General features: G+C 70.5%; 19 protein-coding genes, 1 pseudogene and 1 riboswitch. Of the genes and pseudogenes, 10 read left to right on the top strand and 10 right to left on the bottom strand.

Annotated features, from left to right (window positions below; translation table 11 throughout):
• Positions 1 to 10: 10 nt before the first annotated feature.
• The 4 genes and pseudogenes from AB0M67_RS21495 to AB0M67_RS21480 form a co-directional block, all read right to left on the bottom strand.
• Positions 11 to 880: a class II fructose-bisphosphate aldolase gene (locus tag AB0M67_RS21495; protein WP_365747653.1), complete on the bottom strand. Its 870-nt coding sequence runs from the start codon at positions 878 to 880 to the stop codon at positions 11 to 13.
• A gap of 101 nt (positions 881 to 981) precedes the next feature.
• Positions 982 to 1,926 (bottom strand): 1-phosphofructokinase family hexose kinase, encoded by a 945-nt coding sequence (locus AB0M67_RS21490; protein ID WP_365747651.1) that lies wholly within the window; start codon positions 1,924 to 1,926, stop codon positions 982 to 984.
• A gap of 131 nt (positions 1,927 to 2,057) precedes the next feature.
• Entirely contained in the window at positions 2,058 to 3,233 is a 1,176-nt protein-coding gene (nagA, locus tag AB0M67_RS21485; protein WP_365747650.1) for an N-acetylglucosamine-6-phosphate deacetylase, read from the bottom strand.
• 149 nt (positions 3,234 to 3,382) lie between these two features.
• A pseudogene (locus AB0M67_RS21480) lies at positions 3,383 to 4,312 on the bottom strand (ROK family protein); the annotation flags it as partial.
• Between the two features lie 257 nt (positions 4,313 to 4,569).
• Here AB0M67_RS21480 and AB0M67_RS21475 point away from each other — a divergent pair.
• The 3 genes from AB0M67_RS21475 to otsB all read left to right on the top strand — a co-directional run bounded on the left by AB0M67_RS21475 (position 4,570) and on the right by otsB (position 7,096).
• Positions 4,570 to 5,820: an extracellular solute-binding protein gene (locus tag AB0M67_RS21475; RefSeq protein WP_365747877.1), complete on the top strand. Its 1,251-nt coding sequence runs from the start codon at positions 4,570 to 4,572 to the stop codon at positions 5,818 to 5,820.
• Between the two features lie 11 nt (positions 5,821 to 5,831).
• On the top strand, positions 5,832 to 6,140 hold the full coding sequence (locus AB0M67_RS21470; protein WP_365747648.1) for a DUF3263 domain-containing protein: 309 nt from the start codon (positions 5,832 to 5,834) through the stop codon (positions 6,138 to 6,140).
• 92 nt (positions 6,141 to 6,232) lie between these two features.
• Positions 6,233 to 7,096 carry a trehalose-phosphatase gene (otsB, locus tag AB0M67_RS21465; RefSeq protein ID WP_365747646.1) on the top strand — a complete coding sequence of 288 codons (864 nt, stop codon included), beginning with the start codon at positions 6,233 to 6,235 and terminating at the stop codon, positions 7,094 to 7,096.
• 76 nt (positions 7,097 to 7,172) lie between these two features.
• On the opposite strand, the gene AB0M67_RS21460 is transcribed toward otsB, so the two are convergent.
• From AB0M67_RS21460 to AB0M67_RS21450, 3 genes are all read right to left on the bottom strand, one after another.
• Positions 7,173 to 8,612: a trehalose-6-phosphate synthase gene (locus tag AB0M67_RS21460; RefSeq protein WP_365747644.1), complete on the bottom strand. Its 1,440-nt coding sequence runs from the start codon at positions 8,610 to 8,612 to the stop codon at positions 7,173 to 7,175.
• 80 nt (positions 8,613 to 8,692) lie between these two features.
• Positions 8,693 to 8,839 carry a hypothetical protein gene (locus AB0M67_RS21455; protein WP_365747642.1) on the bottom strand — a complete coding sequence of 49 codons (147 nt, stop codon included), beginning with the start codon at positions 8,837 to 8,839 and terminating at the stop codon, positions 8,693 to 8,695.
• 56 nt (positions 8,840 to 8,895) lie between these two features.
• Positions 8,896 to 9,921, bottom strand: a complete 1,026-nt coding sequence (locus AB0M67_RS21450) for a glucosyl-3-phosphoglycerate synthase (RefSeq protein WP_365747640.1) — start codon at positions 9,919 to 9,921, stop codon at positions 8,896 to 8,898.
• Positions 9,922 to 10,099: 178 nt separating this feature from the next.
• A riboswitch (SAM riboswitch) is annotated at positions 10,100 to 10,229 on the top strand.
• 17 nt (positions 10,230 to 10,246) lie between these two features.
• Between AB0M67_RS21450 and thrC the strand changes: the two genes are divergently transcribed.
• The 4 genes from thrC to groL all read left to right on the top strand — a co-directional run bounded on the left by thrC (position 10,247) and on the right by groL (position 14,477).
• Positions 10,247 to 11,548, top strand: coding sequence for a threonine synthase (gene thrC / locus AB0M67_RS21445; RefSeq protein WP_365747638.1), 1,302 nt, complete (start codon positions 10,247 to 10,249; stop codon positions 11,546 to 11,548).
• Positions 11,549 to 11,600: 52 nt separating this feature from the next.
• Complete coding sequence (locus AB0M67_RS21440; protein ID WP_351389992.1) at positions 11,601 to 11,876, top strand: ubiquitin-like small modifier protein 1; 276 nt, start codon at positions 11,601 to 11,603, stop codon at positions 11,874 to 11,876.
• A 368-nt stretch (positions 11,877 to 12,244) separates the two neighbouring features.
• Complete coding sequence (locus AB0M67_RS21435) at positions 12,245 to 12,448, top strand: cold-shock protein (RefSeq protein WP_005315736.1); 204 nt, start codon at positions 12,245 to 12,247, stop codon at positions 12,446 to 12,448.
• Between the two features lie 403 nt (positions 12,449 to 12,851).
• A complete protein-coding gene (groL, locus tag AB0M67_RS21430; RefSeq protein WP_030353342.1) occupies positions 12,852 to 14,477 on the top strand; it encodes a chaperonin GroEL in 1,626 nt (541 codons plus the stop codon).
• Between the two features lie 81 nt (positions 14,478 to 14,558).
• Here the strand turns inward: groL and AB0M67_RS21425 are convergent, their stop codons facing one another.
• Complete coding sequence (locus tag AB0M67_RS21425) at positions 14,559 to 15,137, bottom strand: Uma2 family endonuclease (protein ID WP_365747636.1); 579 nt, start codon at positions 15,135 to 15,137, stop codon at positions 14,559 to 14,561.
• A 728-nt stretch (positions 15,138 to 15,865) separates the two neighbouring features.
• Here AB0M67_RS21425 and AB0M67_RS21420 point away from each other — a divergent pair.
• The 3 genes from AB0M67_RS21420 (at position 15,866) to AB0M67_RS21410 (ending at position 17,199) form a co-directional block, all read left to right on the top strand.
• Positions 15,866 to 16,183, top strand: a complete 318-nt coding sequence (locus tag AB0M67_RS21420; RefSeq protein ID WP_365747634.1) for a hypothetical protein — start codon at positions 15,866 to 15,868, stop codon at positions 16,181 to 16,183.
• 75 nt (positions 16,184 to 16,258) lie between these two features.
• Positions 16,259 to 16,873 (top strand): sigma-70 family RNA polymerase sigma factor, encoded by a 615-nt coding sequence (locus AB0M67_RS21415; protein WP_365747632.1) that lies wholly within the window; start codon positions 16,259 to 16,261, stop codon positions 16,871 to 16,873.
• Entirely contained in the window at positions 16,870 to 17,199 is a 330-nt protein-coding gene (locus AB0M67_RS21410) for a hypothetical protein (protein ID WP_365747630.1), read from the top strand. The genes AB0M67_RS21415 and AB0M67_RS21410 overlap by 4 nt, the downstream gene beginning before the upstream one ends.
• Before the next feature lie 2 nt (positions 17,200 to 17,201).
• On the opposite strand, the gene AB0M67_RS21405 is transcribed toward AB0M67_RS21410, so the two are convergent.
• Positions 17,202 to 18,017, bottom strand: a complete 816-nt coding sequence (locus AB0M67_RS21405; RefSeq protein ID WP_365747628.1) for a hypothetical protein — start codon at positions 18,015 to 18,017, stop codon at positions 17,202 to 17,204.
• Positions 18,018 to 18,035: 18 nt separating this feature from the next.
• Entirely contained in the window at positions 18,036 to 18,476 is a 441-nt protein-coding gene (locus tag AB0M67_RS21400) for a hypothetical protein (RefSeq protein WP_365747626.1), read from the bottom strand.
• Between the last annotated feature and the right edge of the window lie 35 nt (positions 18,477 to 18,511).

The following is an 18,511-nucleotide window of genomic DNA, read 5'->3' as shown; positions in this document are numbered from 1 at the left end:
GAGGCAGTGATCACCGCTCCGGGGAGTCGACGGAGCCGACCACCCGCAGGAAACCCGCCACCGTCCCGGCCATCGCCTCGCGAGCCGGGACGAGGTATTTCCGGGGGTCCACCGTCGTGGGGTGCGCCGCGAGATAGTCGCGTACGGCGCCGGTGAAGGCCGTGTTGAGCGCCGTACCCACATTGATCTTGACCATGCCGGAGGCGACCGCCCGGCGGATCTCCTCGTCCGGGACGCCGGACGAGCCGTGCAGGACCAGGGGTACGGGGACGGCGTCGCGGAGCGCGGCGATCAGGGGGTGGTCGAGAGCGGCCGTGCGGTGGGTCATCGCGTGGGACGAGCCGACCGCGACGGCCAGCGCGTCCACGCCGGTCTCGGCGACGTAGCCGGTCGCCTCGGCCGGATCCGTGCGTACGCCCGGGGCGTGTGCGTCGAGGGACGGTTCGCCGTCCTTGCCACCCACCGCGCCCAGTTCCGCCTCGACCCAGATGCCGTGGTCATGGCCCCAGCGCACGGCCTCGGCGGTGGCCGCGAGGTTGTCCGCGTACGGCAGCTTCGACGCGTCGAACATCACCGAGCTGAAGCCGGCCCCGGGCGCGGCCCGCAGCAGTGCGGCCGATTCGACATGGTCGAGATGGAGGGAGAGCGGCGCGGAGGAGGCGCGGGCGACGGCCGCCGCGGCGGCGGTGACCGCGCCGGGGTCGCCGCCGTGGAACCTCACCGCGTTCTCCGATATCTGGAGGATCGCGGGCGCCCCGGCCCGCTCGGCGCCGGTGGCGATCGCCTCCGCGTGCTCCAGGGTGATGACGTTGAAGGCGGCGATTCCGTGGCCCGCGGTCCTCGCGGCCGTGACGAGTTCTCCGGTGCTGACGAGTGGCATGCGTGCCTCAGTCCTTCCAGCGTGCGGTTCGGTCCTCGGCCTTGACGCCACGGTCCGGCCCGACGCCACGGTCCGGCCCGACGCCACGGTCCGGCCCGACCCTACGATCCGGGGTGTTCCGACACGGTCACCCGCGGCAGCAGTTCCTCGTATGCCTCCGTGTCGAACTCGCCCGCCGCCGGTGCCAGGACCGTCGCCGTGGCCAGGGCGACCGCGCGGGCCAGCCGGGCCGGCCAGGGCAGCTGCTCGACGAGGCCCGAGAGCAGCCCGGCCACCGCAGAGTCGCCCGCGCCCGTCGGGTTGCCCTTCACGGACGCGGGCGGGGTCGCCTGCCAGATTCCGTCCGGGGTGGCCGCGAGGATGCCGTCGGGTCCGAGCGAGGCGATGACGGCGTGCGCGCCGCGCCGGCGGGCGTCGCGCGCTGCGCGCAGCGGCTCGCGGGAGCCGGTGAGCCGGGCGAGTTCGTCGGCGTTCGGCTTGACCAGATCGGGGCGGGCGGCGACGCCCCGGCGCAGCGGTTCGCCGCTGGTGTCGAGGAGCACCGGGACGCCGGCGGCGCGGGCCCGGCGGATCAGTTCGGCGTACGCGCCGACATGGATGCCGGGCGGCAGGCTGCCGCACAGGGCCACGGCGTCGGCGCCGGTGAGCAGCCGTTCGTACGCGCCGAGGAAGTCGGACCACTCGGCGGAGGAGACGGTCGGGCCCGGCTCGTTGAGCTGGGTGGTGTCGCCGCTCGTCTCGTCGACGACGGCGAGGGTGCGGCGGGTGGCCCCGGAGATCGGTACGAGCGCGTCCACCGGCCGGCCCCTGGAGCCCCCGGGGCCGCTGTTGCCGAGCAGTTCCCGCAGCACATCGCCCGTCCGGCCGCCCGCGAACCCCGTCACCACCGTCTCGTGGCCCAGCGCCGACAGCACCCGCGCGACGTTCAGGCCCTTGCCGCCCGGGCGTTCGGTGACATCGCTGACGCGGTGCGTGGTGTGCGGGACCAGCGCGGGGGTGTGGTACGTGATGTCCAGCGCGGCATTGAGCGTGACCGTCACGATCATCCGTCGCACCCCCGGGAAACGCGCTCGTTCGGCCGATTACCGGAGCGATCATGCCAAACAGAAGGCGGTAGGCCCAGACCCCGGGCCGACCGCCTTCGGATGGATTTCCTCGTACTCGCGGGTAAATCAACCTACTTGGGTTCAATCACCCATTCGCCCTTGTGCAGGACACCCTTGACCGAGAACTCCTCGTCCAGGACCACCAGGTCCGCGTCCTTGCCCGGCTCCAGCGAGCCGACCTTGTCGTACACGCCGAGCAGCCGCGCCGGGTTGGCGGAGATCGCCCGCACGATGTCCTCCACCGGCAGCCGGTCCACCGTCGCCGCCCGCTTGAACGCGATGTCCTGGGTCAGCGTGGAACCGGCGATCGAGCCGCCCTCCACCAGCCGCGCGACGCCCTCCTTGACCTCCACGGCGAGCGGGCCGAGTTCGTAGCGTCCGTCGCCGAAGCCGGCCGCGTCCATCGCGTCCGTGACGAAGGCGACCCGGTCCGCGCCCGCGCGGTGGAACGCCAGCTCCAGGGCCGCGGGGTGCAGATGCGTACCGTCGTTGATCAGCTCGACCGTGACCCGCTCGTCCTCCAGCAGCGCGGCGATCGGTCCCGGAGCGCGGTGTCCGAGCGGCGGCATCGCGTTGAAGAGATGCGTCGCGACGGTCGCGCCCGCGTCGATGGCCTCCACGGTCTGCTCGTACGTGGCGTCCGTGTGGCCGACGGCGGCGATCACGCCGTGCTCGGCGAGCAGCCGTACGGACTCGATGCCGCCCGGCAGTTCGGTGGCGAGCGTGACCATCCTGGCCGTGCCGCGCGCCGCGTCGAGCAGCTTGCGCACCTCGGCCGGGTCGGGGTCGCGCAGCAGCGCCTCGCTGTGGGCGCCCTTGCGGCAGGGGGAGATGAACGGGCCCTCGAAGTGGATCCCGGCCAGCTCGCCCTGCTCGACCAGCTCGGAGAGGAAGCCCGCGCGGTGCGCGAGGAAGTCCATCTCGCCGGTGACGGTGGAGGCGACGAGGGTGGTGGTGCCGTGCTCGCGGTGCGTACGGATGCCCTTGAGTACGTCGTCCACCGAGCCGGAGGTGAACGAGGCACCGCCGCCGCCGTGGTTGTGCATGTCCACGAAGCCCGGGACGATCCAGTGCCCGGAGAGGTCGAGCGAGGCGGCGTCGTCGTGGGCGGCGCCCGCGATCCGGCCGCCCTCGATGATCACCCGCCCGCCCTCCACGGTTCCGGTGGGCAGCACCACCCGGGCGCCGGTGAGAACGGTGCTTTCGGCGCGTGCGGCGTGCGCGGCGCGTGGGGCGCTAGCGGCCATCAGGCGGATACCTCCGTGGCGAGTGGTTCGTCGTCGGGCGGATTGGTGTCGTCAGTGGGGTGCGACTGCGTGGGGTGCGACTGCGTGGGGTGCGGCTGCGTGGCGTGCGCTCGGGCGGCGTGCGCCGCTGTGGTGGCGGGCTGGGCGGTGGTGAGCTCGGTGGCGGCGAGCAGGTCCCAGGCCAGCAGACCCGCGCCCAGACAGCCGGCGTGGTCACCGAGGGCCGCCGGGACGATCTCGGGCAGTTTCTGGAAGGTCACCCGCTCCTCGACCCGGGCCCGCAGAGGTGTGAACAAGGTTTCCCCGGCCTCGGCCAGACCGCCACCGATGATCAGCGTTCGGGGGTCGAGCAGGGTGAGCGCGGTGACCAGCCCCGCGGCGAGCGCGTCGACGGCGTCGAGCCAGACCCGTACGGCCGCGGGGTCGCCGGATTCCACGGCCTTCGCGCAGTCGGCGGCGTCCGCCTCCGGGTCGCCGCTCGCCGCCGCCCAGGCGCGGGTCACGGCCGCGGCGGAGGCGAGGGTCTCCAGACAGCCGCGCTGTCCGCAGCCGCAGTCGGGCCCGTCGGGGCGGACCACGACATGGCCGATCTCGCCCGCGTAGCCGTGGGCGCCGGCCTCTATGGAGCCCGCGATGCCGATGGCCCCGGCGATCCCGGTGCCCAGCGGCACGAACAGGAAGCGGTCGGCCCCCCGGCCCGCGCCGAGCCGCCCCTCGGCGAGACCGCCCGTGCGTACGTCGTGCCCGAGCGCGACGGGTACGCCGCCGAGCCGGGCGCCGAGGAGCTCGCGCATGGGTACGTCGCGCCAGCCGAGATTGGCCGAGTACACGGCGATACCGCGCTCGGCGTCGACGATGCCGGGCACGGCGACCCCGACGGCCAGCGCGCTCTCGCCGAAGTGCTCGACGCCGTACGCGCGCAGTTCCGCGGCGAAGCCGAGGATGGTCTCCACGACCGCGTCGGGCCCGCGCTCTCTGCCGGTCGCCCGGCGCGCTTGATGCAGCAGCGCGCCGTCCGCCCCTACGAGGGCGGCTTTCATGCCTGTGCCGCCCACATCCAGGGCGATGACGTGTCTCACGGAAACAGTCTCGCGCGTAGACCCGTGAAAGGTCTAGTCCACTGTCCAGGATTGTTGAGTCTCCATACAAACGCAGAAGCCTGTTGGCTCCAGGTTTGGGCGTTGCCTAAGTGAAACCAATCCCCGGTGGACCCGAAACCTCCGGATGAGGGAAAATCACTGCTTCATAACAGTGCGTCACGGGGGACCGACCGGGGCCTTACGCGCAATCGAAGAACAAGGGCGGGAACACAGCTGTGCGACAGCGCTATCTGGGAATGACCGCGGCGATAGCCGCATGGGGCATGACAATGGCGCTGGCCGGCTGCGGCAGTACGGGAGGGTCCGGGGACGACGTCACCCTCAAGTTCGTCGCCGCGGACTACGGCACCAGCGCCGAGAACAGTTCCGAGAAGTACTGGTCCGCGCTCGCCTCGGCGTTCGAGTCCGAGAACCCCGGCATCAAGGTCGATGTCAGCGTCCGCCCCTGGAAGACCGTGGACAGCGATGTCGCCACGATGGTCGAGGAGAACCGGGCCCCTGACATCGCGCAGGTCGGCTCGTACGCCAACTACGTGAAGAAGGACAAGCTTTACACCGCCGACGAAGTCCTCTCCGTCCCCACACAGGCGAACTTCCTCTCGCAGCTCTCCGAGGCCGGCAAGGTCAACCGCATCCAGTACGGACTGCCGTTCGTCGCCTCCACCCGGCTGCTCTTCTACAACAAGAAGCTCTTCGACCAGGCCGGTCTCGACGCCCCGAAGAACTGGGACGACATCCAGTCCAGCGCCGAGGCGCTCAAGGCCACGGGTGTGACCACACCGTTCGCGCTGCCGCTGGGCTCCGAGGAGGCGCAGGGCGAGACCATGATGTGGCTGCTGAGCGGCGGTGGCGGCTACACGGACACCGCCGACGGCTCGTACAACATCGACTCGCCGCAGAACATCAAGACGTTCCAGTGGCTCCAGAAGGAGCTGGTCGGCAAGGGGCTGACCGGGCCTGTCGCTCCCGGCAAGCTCGACCGCGCCACCGCCTTCAAGGCGTTCACCAGCGGCCAGGTCGGCATGCTCAACGGACATCCCTCCCTGATGGAGGAGGCCGCGAAGCAGGGCGTCAAGTTCGGGATGGTGCCGCTGCCCGGCGTCAACGGCAAGGCCAAGGCGTCCATGGGTGTGGCCGACTGGATGATGGCCTTCAAGCAGAACGGTCACCGTGAGGCGATCGGCAAGTTCCTGGACTTCGCGTACAACGACAAGAACGTGATGTCCTTCGCCGGGCAGTACGACCTGCTTCCGGTCACCTACAGCGCGAACGAGGCGATGGTGGCGGACCCGCAGTACGCGGACCTGCGCACGTTCCTGACGGCGCTGCCCACGTCCGAGCTGATCCCGTACGGCAAGAACTCGTGGGCGAGCGTGAGCGAGAGCTTCAAGAAGAACATCGGCAAGGCGGTCGAGCCGGGCGCCAGCCCGTCGAACGTCCTCGGCGGGATCGCCAGGGACGCGGCGGCGGCCGAGGCCGCCGAGTAGCGTGTGGTCGTATGACCGCGTCTGACCCGGCTGACGCTGCCGCCGACTCGGCGGACTCCGCCGACTCCGCCGCTCCCGCCGACCCGGCCGGTCCCGCCGGGCTCTCCGAGCGCGACCGCGCCGTACTCGCCATGGAGCGGCGCGGCTGGCCGGGTCCCGGGGCCAAGGAGCGGGCGATCAGGGAGGGGCTCGGTCTGTCGCCGACCCGCTACTACCAGCTGCTGGGCGCGCTGCTGGACGATCCGCTGGCGCTGGAGCACGACCCGGTGACGGTGAACAGGCTGCGGCGGATCAGGGACGAGAGACGGCGTCGCCGTTAGGGCCTCAGCGGGCTCCCCGCCGGGAGCCTCCGGGGGGCCTCTATCCGGCCGGACAGCCTCCGTACCGCGGTGGGCGCCGATATGGTCGTGGCATGGGCAGCAACCCGTACCCCTTGCCGCAACCGGCCACCCCCGCCGGCGCCGACGGTCTGGCCGCGCTCCTCGCGCGGCCGGGCAAGGCCGTCGTCGCGCTCGACTTCGACGGCACCCTCGCCGAGATCGTCCCCGACCCCGAACAGGCCCGCGCGCATCCGCGTGCCGTCCCCGCACTGGCCGCGCTCGCGCCGCACGTCGCGTCGGTCGCGGTCGTCACCGGCCGCCCGGCCGGGGTCGCGGTGCGGTACGGCGGCTTCGAGCGCGTGCCGGGACTGGACCATCTCGTGGTCCTGGGCCACTACGGCGCCGAGCGCTGGGACGCCGTCTCCGGCACCGTCCGCGCCCCCGCCCCGCACGAGGGCGTCGCGGCGGTCCGTGCCGAACTCCCCGGCGTCCTCGACCAGTTCGGCGCGTGGCGCGGCACCTGGATCGAGGAGAAGGGCCAGGCGGTCGCCGTCCACACCCGCCGCGCCGCCGACCCGCAGGCCGCCTTCGACGCCCTGCGCGACCCGCTGGCCGAGCTGGCGGCCCGCCACGGACTGATCGTCGAACCGGGCCGCATGGTCCTGGAGCTGCGTCCGCCCGGCATGGACAAGGGCGTGGCGCTGGTGGAGTACGTACGCGAGGTCGGCGCCGAGACGGTCCTGTACGCGGGCGACGATCTGGGCGACCTCCCGGCCTACGCGGCGGTCGGGAAGCTTCGCTCCGAAGGCCACCCTGGGCTGCTGATCTGTAGCGGCGGTGAAGTACCCGAACTGGCCGAGCGCGCCGATCTGCGGCTGCCGGGACCGGCGGCGCTGGCGGACTTCCTGGCGGCGCTGGCGGAGGCGATGGGCGGACGGCCGACGTCCGACGCCTGATGGCCGACGCGCTCGTCGCCCCCGTCGCCCGTTGCGCCCGTCGCCGTTGCCGCGTCGCCCGTCGCGCCCGGAGTCCTCAGGCGCGCAGCGCCGTCAGCTGATCCAGGAACCACCGCTGCGGCGGCAGCGCCGTCGCCGCCGCGGCCAGCCGCTTGGCGCGTTCCGCGCGCTCGTCGGCCGGCATGGTCAGCGCCTCGTGGAGGGCCGCCGCCGTGGCGCTGATGTCGTACGGGTTCACCACCAGCGCGTCCTCGCCCAGCTCCTCGTACGCCCCCGCCTCCCGCGACAGCACCAGCGCGCTCCCGCGCTCGGAGATGAGGGGGATCTCCTTCGCGACCAGGTTCATGCCGTCGCGGATCGGGTTGACCAGCGCCACATCCGCCAGCCGGTAGGCGGCCAGCGAGCGGGCGAAGTCGTCCTCGACATGGAGGACGACCGGCGTCCAGTCGGCCGTGCCGAACTCGGCGTTGATCTCGTCGGCCAGCCGCTGGACCTCGGCGGTGTAGTCGCGATAGACCGCCAGGTCCTGCCGGGACGGGTAGGCGAAGGCGACATGGACGACCCGCTCGCGCCAATCCGGGCGTTCGGAGAGCAGCAGCCGGTAGGCGAGCAGACCGCGCACGATGTTCTTCGACAGTTCCGTACGGTCCACCCGGACGATCGTCTTCCGCTCCTCGCCCGTGCTCGTACGGCCGATCTGCCCCCGCAGGGTCCCGATCCGCTCGTCCACGTCCGGGCGGTGCGCGCGCTCGCGCAGGAAGTCGCCGTCCACGCCCAGGCCGTGCACACCGATCCGGGTCTTTCCCGTGCCCCCCGTCGCGCCCAGCAGCTCCGTACAGCACGCCGTGAACGCGTCGGCCCACCGGTGCGTCAGAAACGCCGCGCGGTCCGCGCCGAGGATGCCGCGCAGCAACTGGCGCGCGATGTCGTCGGGCAGCAGCCGGAAGTAGTCGACCGGGGCCCAGGGCGTGTGCGAGAAGTGCCCGATCCTCAGGTCGGGGCGCAGGGCGCGCAGCATCCCGGGCACCAGCGCCAGGTGGTAGTCCTGCACCAGCACGGCCGCGCCGTCGGCCGCCTCGTCGGCCAGGGCCTCCGCGAAGGCGCGGTTGTATGTCTCGTACGAGGCCCACCGCGCGCGGAACTCCGGGCCGAAGGCAGGCTCCAGCGGGGTCTGGTAGAGCAGGTGGTGGACGAACCAGAGCGTGGAGTTGGCGACGCCGTTGTACGCGTCCGCGTACACCTCGGGCGCGATGCCCAGCATCCGCACCCGCCGGCCGCCCGAGTCGGCGGGGTCGAGCCGGCCGCCCGTACGCCGTACCGCCTCGCGGTCGCCCTCCCCGAGCGCCGCGCACACCCACACCGCGTCCCCGTCCTGCCCGATGGCCGACAGGCCGGACACCAGCCCGCCGCCGCCGCGCCTGGCCTCCAGCGAGCCGTCGTCCCGCGGTGTGTACGAGACGGGGCCGCGGTTGGACGCGACGAGGACCTGGGCCCGGGAGGGCGGCTCGGTAACCATGTGCCGAAACCTAGCCCGTCACGGAAACGCTCAAACGTACGGACGCGGCTGGGTCGCCCGTCAACGGCCGGGCACGGCCGTCAGTCCCGCCGGCCGCGCAGGGCGGCCAGCGCGACCACCCCGGCGCCGCTCAGCGCGAGCACCACCCCGACGAGCAGCCACAGCCGCTCGGCCGTGCTCCCGGCCTGGGCCAGCTGCGTGTGCACAGCGCTCAGAGGCCCGGTCATCGCATGATTCATCGCCATAACCGGGCAATCTAGATAATTCGCATGATCGTATTCCGTTACGCCGCGCGTCCGGCCGTGTACTCCGCGATCTCCCGCACCGGCGGCCGTTCCTCCGTGTCCACCACGTGCGTGCGCGGTACGAAACCGTTCTCGCCGCGCTCGAACTGCGTCAGCTCAGGCCGTACCAAATGCGCCCGGGACAGCCGCAGCTGCGCCGTACGGTAGATCGCCGCGGCCATCCGCCCCAGCGCCCGCTCGTCCTGGTGGCGGTGGATCCGTACCCCGACATCGACCTGCCCCAGCGCGTCGAGACCCGCGGTACGCAGGGCGTCCACGAGCAGCCCCAGCTCCACCCCGTACCCGACGGGGAACGGCAGCCGCTCCAGCAGCGAGCGCCGCGCCGCGTACTCGCCGCCCAGCGGCTGAACGAAACCGGCCAGCCGGGGCCAGTGCAGATTGAGCAGCGGTCTGGCCACCAGCTCGGTCACGCGCCCGCCCTGGCCGGGGCCCGGTCCCGGTCCCGTTCCGGATCCCGGTCCCGTTCCAGATCCAGATCCCGTTCCAGATCCAGATCCCCGTCCCGCCGGATCCGGGTACAGCGGACGGTCGTACATCGCCTTCACGAACTGCACGTCCTGATCGGTCAGCAGCGGCCCCACGATCCCGGACACGAAATCGGCCGAAAACCGCTTCAGGTCGGCGTCCACGAAGCACACGATGTCGCCGCTCGTCACCAGCAGCGACCGCCACAGCACCTCGCCCTTGCCGGGCAGCGCCGGCAGCCGCGGCAGTATCGCGTCCCGGTGCTCCACGCGCGCGCCCGCCGCCGCGGCGACCGCGGCCGTACGGTCGGTGGAACCGGAATCGACCACCACCAGTTCATCGACCAGCCGCACCCGCTCCATCAGTTCGCGCCGGATCACGGAGACGATCTCGCCGACCGTCTCCTCCTCGTTCAGCGCCGGAAGGACCACACTCACGGTCGAACCGCGCGCGGCCTTCGCCACGGTCAGCCGGTCGAGCGGGCGGTCGGCCACGGACCAGGAACGCCTGGTCAGCCAGTGCTCCACCTCTTCCAGCACGGTCGGTACTCCCTGTGCGTGTGCGTACGTGTGCCATGAACGTGATCCATCTCGCGGTGCGGACGACTATCTCAACCGTGCGCTCCGTCGGTTACAGTCTTGAACAACACGAATGACCGCCGCATGCCGGGGGTCGTTACGTCGATAAACGCATCGGACCCGGGGTCCGGCGCCATAGCGCTCATCCAGAGGGACTGAGGGAACGGCCCGTTGAAGTCCCGGCAACCCTCCCGCCGACCATTCGAGGTCACGGTGGGGAAGGTGCCAATTCCGTCTCGTGGCGAAGTACGTCGCGAGGAAGATGAGGAGAAAGGGCCTCGCCTCCATGGCTGTGCAGACCGCCGTCCAGAACGCCGACTCCGTCGCCGACTCGGTGGATCTCGGACCCGCCGCCGCACTCTCGTGCCGCGAATGCGGAGAGCGCTTCGACCTCGGCCCCATCTTCGCCTGTGCCAGCTGTTTCGGGCCGCTCGAAGTGGCGTACGACCTGCCGAGCGGCACCCCCGAAGAGCTGAAGAAGCGTATCGCCGAGGGCCCGGACAACATCTGGCGCTACGCGCCGCTGCTGCCCGTCCCCGCCGATGTGGCCACGAAGCCCAATATCAACCCCGGCTTCACCAAGCTCGTCAAGGCCGACAACCTCGCCCGTGAACTGGGCGTCACCGGCTCCCTGCACATCAAGGACGACTCCGGCAACCCGACGCACTCCTTCAAGGACCGTGTCGTCGCCATCGCCGTCGAAGCCGCCCGTGCCTTCGGATTCACCACGCTCTCCTGCTCCTCCACGGGCAATCTGGCCGGCGCCGTCGGCGCCGCCGCCGCCCGCGCCGGCTTCCGCTCCTGCGTCTTCATCCCGCACGACCTGGAGCAGGGCAAGGTCGTCATGGCGGCGGTGTACGGCGGTGAACTCGTCGGTATCGAGGGCAACTACGACGACGTCAACCGGTTCTGTTCCGAGCTGATCGGCGACCCGCTGGGCGAGGGCTGGGGCTTCGTCAACGTCAACCTCCGCCCGTACTACGGCGAGGGCTCCAAGACGCTGGCGTACGAGATCTGCGAGCAGCTCGGCTGGCGGCTGCCCGACCAGATCGTCATCCCGATCGCCTCGGGCTCGCAGCTGACGAAGATCGACAAGGGTCTCCAGGAGCTGATCAAGCTGGGCCTGGTCGAGGACAAGCCGTACAAGATCTTCGGCGCGCAGGCCGAGGGCTGCTCGCCGGTGTCCACCGCCTTCAAGGCCGGACTCGACGTCGTACGGCCCCAGAAGCCGGACACCATCGCCAAGTCCCTGGCGATCGGCAACCCGGCCGACGGCCCGTACGTCCTGGACATCGCCCGCCGCACCGGCGGCGCCGTCGAGGACGTCAACGACGAGCAGATCGTCGACGCGATCAAGCTGCTGGCGCGCACCGAGGGCATCTTCGCGGAGACGGCCGGGGGTGTGACCGTCGGCGTGACGAAGAAGCTGATCGAGGCCGGTCTCCTCGACCCGGCGCTGACCACCGTCGTCCTGAACACCGGTGACGGTCTCAAGACGCTCGACGCCGTCGCCCCGACGACCGGCCCGACGGCGACCATCCGCCCGAGCCTGGACGCGTTCCGCGACGCCGGCCTGGCCGGCAGCTGACGACCACCACGACGTTTCCGACGTTTCGGAAGACGGAAGGCAGAACACCACCATGAGCGTCAACGTCCGCATCCCCACCATTCTCCGTACATACACCGGCGGAAAGGCCGAGGTCGCCGCCGAGGGAGCGACCCTCTCCGAGGTCATCCAGTCCCTGGAGACGAACCACCCGGGCATCGCCGCCCGCGTCCTGGACGACCAGGGCAAGCTGCGCCGCTTCGTGAACGTGTACGTGAACGACGACGACGTCCGCTTCGAGCAGGGCCTGGAGACCGCCACCCCGGCGGGCGCGGGCGTCTCGATCATCCCCGCCGTCGCCGGGGGCTGAACCCCGGATTCTCCTCCGCTCCGTGACTGGTACGGCCCCCTCCGTGAGAGAAGCGGAGGGGGCCGTTCTACATGGTTGAGCGCGGTACAGTATGGGAACGCCCCGCTGTCGCCCCTGCCGAACGCATGCGAGAACGCGACAACATGGGGTCGAAGTCGGAGTGCCGTATGCGCCGTAGGTGCGCTTTGCCCGGCCCGACTTGCCCTGGAACGCAGGGAATTCAACGCTATGCGTGTTCAGCCATGCCCAGAATTCTCGTCCGATTGACCTGTTGCAGAGGGCAGTTGGGCAGATACATTCAGCCGCGGTCGACGCGTTCCGGCGCGAAGTGTGGCCCCGTGCAAGGGCCAGTAATAGGGGAGTTAGGCATGGCTCAGGGCACCGTCAAGTGGTTCAACGCGGAGAAGGGCTACGGCTTCATCGCGGTAGACGGTGGTGCGGATGTTTTCGTCCACTACAGCGCGATCCAGATGGACGGTTACCGCACCCTTGAAGAAGGTCAGCGAGTGGAGTTCGAGATCTCGCAGGGCCAGAAGGGTCCGCAGGCGGACATGGTCAAGCTCGCCGTCTGATCCCGGCGCGATCGGCCACCGACGCACTGACGTACGAACTCACGACGCACGACTCGTGACTCACGCCGAGGGGTCCGCATCCCGAACAGGGGATGCGGACCCCTCGTGCGTTCCGGCGGGCCCGGTGCGTCCGGCGCGTCCTGAGGGTCCGGCGCGTGCGGCGCGTGCGGCGCGTCCTGAGGGTCCGGCGGGTCCGCTGCGTACGGGAGGAGCTTGCACTCTCGGGGGTCGAGTGCTAATCATTGGCGTTAGCACTCTGCAAGTGAGAGTGACAACTTAAGGACCGGGTCGGTGAGGCCCGAAGAGCCGGTGGAGCAAGGAACCGCACGGCTCTCAGGCCGTCCGTCGCGGGCGCCAGCGCGGTCCGGAGCAATCCACCCCATGTCCGGGAGGACCACTTCACATGGCCAAGATCATCGCGTTCGACGAGGAGGCACGGCGCGGTCTCGAGCGCGGGATGAACCAGCTCGCCGACGCCGTCAAGGTCACCCTTGGCCCCAAGGGCCGAAACGTCGTCCTTGAGAAGAAGTGGGGCGCCCCCACGATCACCAACGATGGTGTGTCCATCGCCAAGGAGATCGAGCTTGAGGACCCGTACGAGAAGATCGGCGCCGAGCTGGTCAAGGAAGTCGCCAAGAAGACGGACGACGTAGCCGGCGACGGTACGACCACCGCCACGGTGCTCGCCCAGGCGCTGGTCCGCGAGGGTCTGCGCAACGTGGCCGCGGGCGCCAACCCGATGGCCCTCAAGCGCGGTATCGAGAAGGCCGTCGAGGCCGTCTCCGGTGCCCTGCTGGAGCAGGCCAAGGACGTGGAGACCAAGGAGCAGATCGCTTCGACCGCCTCCATCTCCGCCGCCGACACTCAGATCGGCGAGCTGATCGCCGAGGCGATGGACAAGGTCGGCAAGGAAGGCGTCATCACCGTCGAGGAGTCGCAGACCTTCGGCCTTGAGCTTGAGCTCACCGAGGGCATGCGCTTCGACAAGGGCTACATCTCGGCGTACTTCGCCACCGACATGGAGCGTATGGAGGCGTCCCTGGACGACCCGTACCTCCTGATCGTCAACTCCAAGATCGGCAACGTGAAGGACCTCCTTCCGCTGCTGGAGAAGGTCATGCAGTCGGGCAAGCCCCTGCTGATCATCGCGGAGGACGTCGAGGGCGAGGCGCTGTCGACCCTGGTCGTCAACAAGATCCGTGGCACCTTCAAGTCCGTCGCCGTCAAGGCCCCGGGCTTCGGTGACCGCCGCAAGGCCATGCTCAACGACATCGCCATCCTCACCGGCGGTACGGTCATCTCCGAGGAGGTCGGCCTCAAGCTGGAGAACGCCGGCCTGGACCTGCTGGGCCGCGCCCGCAAGGTCGTCATCACCAAGGACGAGACCACCATCGTCGACGGTGCCGGTGACAGCGACCAGGTCGCCGGCCGGGTCAACCAGATCCGCGCCGAGATCGAGAACAGCGACTCGGACTACGACCGCGAGAAGCTCCAGGAGCGCCTCGCGAAGCTGGCCGGCGGCGTGGCCGTCATCAAGGCCGGCGCCGCGACCGAGGTCGAGCTCAAGGAGCGCAAGCACCGCATCGAGGACGCGGTGCGCAACGCCAAGGCCGCCGTCGAGGAGGGCATCGTCGCCGGTGGTGGCGTGGCTCTGCTCCAGGCTTCCTCGGTCTTCGAGAAGCTTGAGCTGACGGGCGACGAGGCCACTGGCGCCGCGATCGTCAAGCTCGCGCTGGAGGCTCCGCTCAAGCAGATCGCCGTCAACGGTGGTCTTGAGGGCGGCGTCGTCGTGGAGAAGGTCCGCAACCTGACGGTGGGTCACGGCCTGAACGCCGCGACCGGCGAGTACGTCGACATGATCGCCGAGGGCATCATCGACCCCGCGAAGGTGACGCGCTCTGCCCTGCAGAACGCCGCCTCCATCGCGGCGCTGTTCCTCACCACCGAGGCCGTCATCGCCGACAAGCCGGAGAAGGCCGGCGCGGCCCCGGCCGGCGGCGGCATGCCGGGCGGTGACATGGACTTCTGAGCCTGACGGCTCGGACCTGGTCCATGGTCTGAAGTGACCGAGGGCGGTACCCCTGATTCGGGGGTGCCGCCCTCGGGCGTTTCAGCGACTGAAGTCCTTGAGCGCTTCGGTTTCCAGAACGATGCCGACGGGGGCCGGGACCTTGACCGCCGCGCCGTACGGGCGTGAGGTACGGAGCTGGTACCGCCCGTTCTGCGGTTCGGTGTAGATCACCAGCAGCCCCGCGTCCCTGTCGATGAGGAGATAGACGGGGACTCCGGCGGCGGCGTAGCCATCGCGCTTTTCCTTGCGGTCGCGGCGATCGGTGTCGTGATCGTGGGAGGTCACCTCGACCGTCATGAGCACGCCGTTGGTGTCACCCCACTCGCCCTGACCCGCGAAGTGACCTATTGGCGCGAGGGCTCCGTCCGGGCGGGCGCGGCCATTGCGGTAGGTCTCCACCTTCAGGCCCTGCTCCGGGTACAGCCCCAGTTCAGGGCGCTGCTGCATGCACTGCCGCAGCAGCCACATGATGATTTCTCCGTGGTCGCCGTCCGGCACGGGCTTGACCTCCAGCTTTCCGTTGATGAATTCGAGCGTCACGGTCTCGGGGGCCGCGTGGGCGATCTGCTCGAATTCCTCGACGGACATCTGGGCGTGATCAGCGGTACTGGGGGTCATGGTTTCGCCTCCTCCCCTCCATGGTGCCCCGGATTTATGGCGGCGGATCGACTGGATGGTCATGTCGGGATCCTTTCTGGTGGGCGGGGGCGCCGCACTTCGCGCACTCCAGGACTCGCAGTGGCGGGCGTGGTGCGCGGATCCGCTCCGGCGGGAGCTTGGACGTCAGCCGTACGCGGGCGAGCGCCGCCGGGTGGTGGACGACGGGGCCTCGCGCGGCGGCAGGTGCGCGAAGTCGTCATCCCTGCGGGCCTGTTGACCGGGCGTCGAACGCTTGCCGTAGCCGGGGACCGCCATCGGGGGAGAAGTGGGTGAAGCGGGTGACGTCGCGTGCGTCTCGGGCGCGGCAGCATTGAGCTGGCTCTCAGCCAGGGGATCGCTTTCCTGAAGCGTCGATCTTGATTGGTCAGGCCCTCGCCAGATGTCGCAAGCATCGGCGGGGGCTGTTTTGTGCCCCGAAGGACTCTGAAGGGCACGCTAGGGCGTCGCAACCCTGCGTGGCAAGTCGGTCACGAAAAGTCAACACCCCAGGCAGGGGGGGCGGGTGGGTAGAGACCCGCCTCCCATTCCTTGCGAAGAGGGCTCGGATCCCGAGGCTTGAGCCCCGGGCCGTGAGGAAGTTTTTCGGATGGGGGCGCAACCCCGGGGGGTGTCGCACGTCTGGTGGGTTGAAGGGGCCCTTCAGCTGTTCCAGACCGTGTTTCCGTGACTTCCTCGGGAGAAATTTCATGTCTTCGCAGGCCAAAAGGAATTACCGTCCCCGGGTCCTGGCTGCCGCCATCGGTGCCGCGCTGCTCATGGGCGGTGGCTTCGCCGCGCAGGCCGTCGCCGACTCCGTCGTGAAGCCGGCCGCGCCGAAGGTCACCACGACCGTGGAGACGACCCAGCAGGACACGACGAAGTCCGTCGAGACCCCGAAGGTCGTCGACGCGGGTAAGTCGGGCGGCGTGGCCAAGCCGGGTGGCGGCGTGGCCAAGGCGGGCGGCGGGGCCGGGGAGCCCAAGGTGATCGAGCCGGGCGACCTGGCCAAGACGCCGGCGAGGTAACAGCGGCGGCAGCACCACGGGGGCGGGCCGGTCATCCCCAGGGCCGCCCGCCCCTCCCGCAATGGATCGAGGCACATGCAGTACGTCATAGCCGCGGCGCCGTCCTGGTGGTCCCGCCTGCTCTCCCGTATGTCCCGGACCGAGGGCGCGCCGGTGCGGGAACGGTCTCTCCGGGCGCTCGACACGCCGTACGACGACAGGCGCCCGCCCACACTGGCCGAGCTGTACCGGGCACGACGAGTCGACATGGTGCGGCTCGCGCTCTTCCTGGTGGACGAACTGTCCACCGCCGAGGACGTCGTCCAGGACGCCTTCGCCGCCGTCTGCCGCACGCATGGCAACTCGCTGGACGGGCTCCAGGACCCGGCGGCCTATCTGCACACCGCCGTCGTCAACGCGGCCCGCTCCGTGCTGCGCAGACGTCGCACCGCCCGTGGCCATACCCCGCCCCATGAGGGGTACGGGCCGCCCGTGGACGAGGGGCTGCTGCTCGCCGAGGAGCATCGTCAAGTCCTCGACGCGCTGGCCCAGTTGACGCGGCCGCAGCGCGAGGTGCTGGTGCTGCGCTACTGGTCGGAGCTGTCGGAGGCGCAGATCGCGCAGACGCTCGGCCTGTCGCGCGGCACGGTCAAGTCCACCGCGAGCCGCGCGCTGGACGCGCTGGAGAAGAAGCTGGGGGCGGTCCGATGAGACCGGACGCGGAAGACCGCCGACGTGCCACCGAGGACCGGCTGCGCGCCGCGCTGGCCGCCCGTGCCGCGCTCGTCACGCATCATGATCTGCGCCCCGAGGAGCCTCCGCGGGGACGCGGCTGGGGCGTGCGCCGGGTGCGCAGGGTCGCACTGGCCGCGCTCGGTGTGGCCGCCGCCGTGGTGGTCATGTGCCTGCCCGTGCTGCTGTCCGGCGGCGCGCAGGCGCCGGGTCCGGTACCGCCCGCCGACACCCCGGGCGTCAGCGAACCGCCGGTGGTCGTACCGACGCACCCGACCGGCCCGTCGGTGCAGACCTCGTCGTAGGTTTACTGGTGAGCGCCTTCCCGGGCGGACACCGTGATCAGCGCCGGGGCGGTCGTCCCCGTGGACCTCAGGGCGTCCACGAAGATCTCCGTCGTCCACGCGGCCACATCGAGCGACCATTCAGGGACGCGGCAGTGGAACGCCGGGCCGGGGCGCATTCCCTCCGTCTGGACCTCGCCCGCGAGGGGGAGGCCCAGACCGTCCTGCCCGGAGGTTGTGGCCGCCCCGGCAGGCGCGGGCCCGATCGTCATCGCGTCGTACGCACGCTCCTGGGCCGCCGCGAGGAGGTCGGACGCGCGGCCGGACAGACCGGCGGTCTCGGGCGCCCATACGGACACGGTGAGGCCGGCCGACGCGCCGGGGTCCGGGTCCGCGAGGGCGAACCAGGCCGCCGCGTCCACGAGATCGGCGCGGCCGTCGGGGGCCAGCTGGAGAGGCGCCACGGTGTGCAGCCCCGTGAGACGGAAGCGGCCCAGACGGGTCAGGACATCGCGGAGGACCGTCGCCGCGGGCTGAATCGGAATCCGCTGCCCGGGCAGGTCCTCGCTGACCGCGACCTGGAGCCAGGCCAGTTGGTGGACCTTTCCGTCCTGGGTCCAGTCGCCGCCCGCGTCGTTGTGTCCCCAGCGCTCGCCCTCCGGCCCGCCCGTATGGAAGGAACTCAGCCCATAGGCGACCGTCCGCTTCACGACGAGGCTGTACATGTCCTCTTCGAGGCCGTCGTCCTCATGGGCCCGGCGGATCCATGGCTCCAGGTCGAGGACGCCATGGACGCCCAGAATCATGGTCGGCGCCGAATCGTCCGCGTCGTCGGTCAAGGAGCTTCCCTTCCCTTTCTAGACGGCGCACCGTAACGACTGGGGCGCCGTGACGGCCTTCTCGGGTGAGTCGATGACACCGATGATGTCCACATCGATGACGCTTCGCCAACTGATGGTCCGATTCACGTTGACGCACCGTTTGCGGGCATTGGCCCGGCGTGCGCTGCCGCCGCCCTGCTTCACGATCTTGGAGCCGGTCGCCACGGTCCGCCAGGAACCGTCAGCGTTCCTCACCTGTAGATCAACGGTGACGCGCGCCTTGTCGCCGGGCCCGCTGACCTTCTTCCACCAGCCGTGGGCGGACGCGGTCGGGGGCGGGGTGCTGGAGACATGGACGCGGTCGCCATTGGTGATGATCACGCCGGGCTCGGCCGCGTCCGCGTAGGCGGGCGCGAAGGACGTACCGGCGAGGAGCGTGGTCACGGCGGCCGACAGGACAAGGGTTCTCCGCAACATGGGGAAACCTCCACTGATCCACTGATTCGGAGTGT

Source organism: Streptomyces sp. NPDC051662, from assembly GCF_040681655.1.
In the GTDB taxonomy this organism is placed as follows: domain Bacteria; phylum Actinomycetota; class Actinomycetes; order Streptomycetales; family Streptomycetaceae; genus Streptomyces.
Note: the sequence above shows the minus strand (reverse complement) of the source record. Positions and strands in the feature narration are given on the sequence as shown.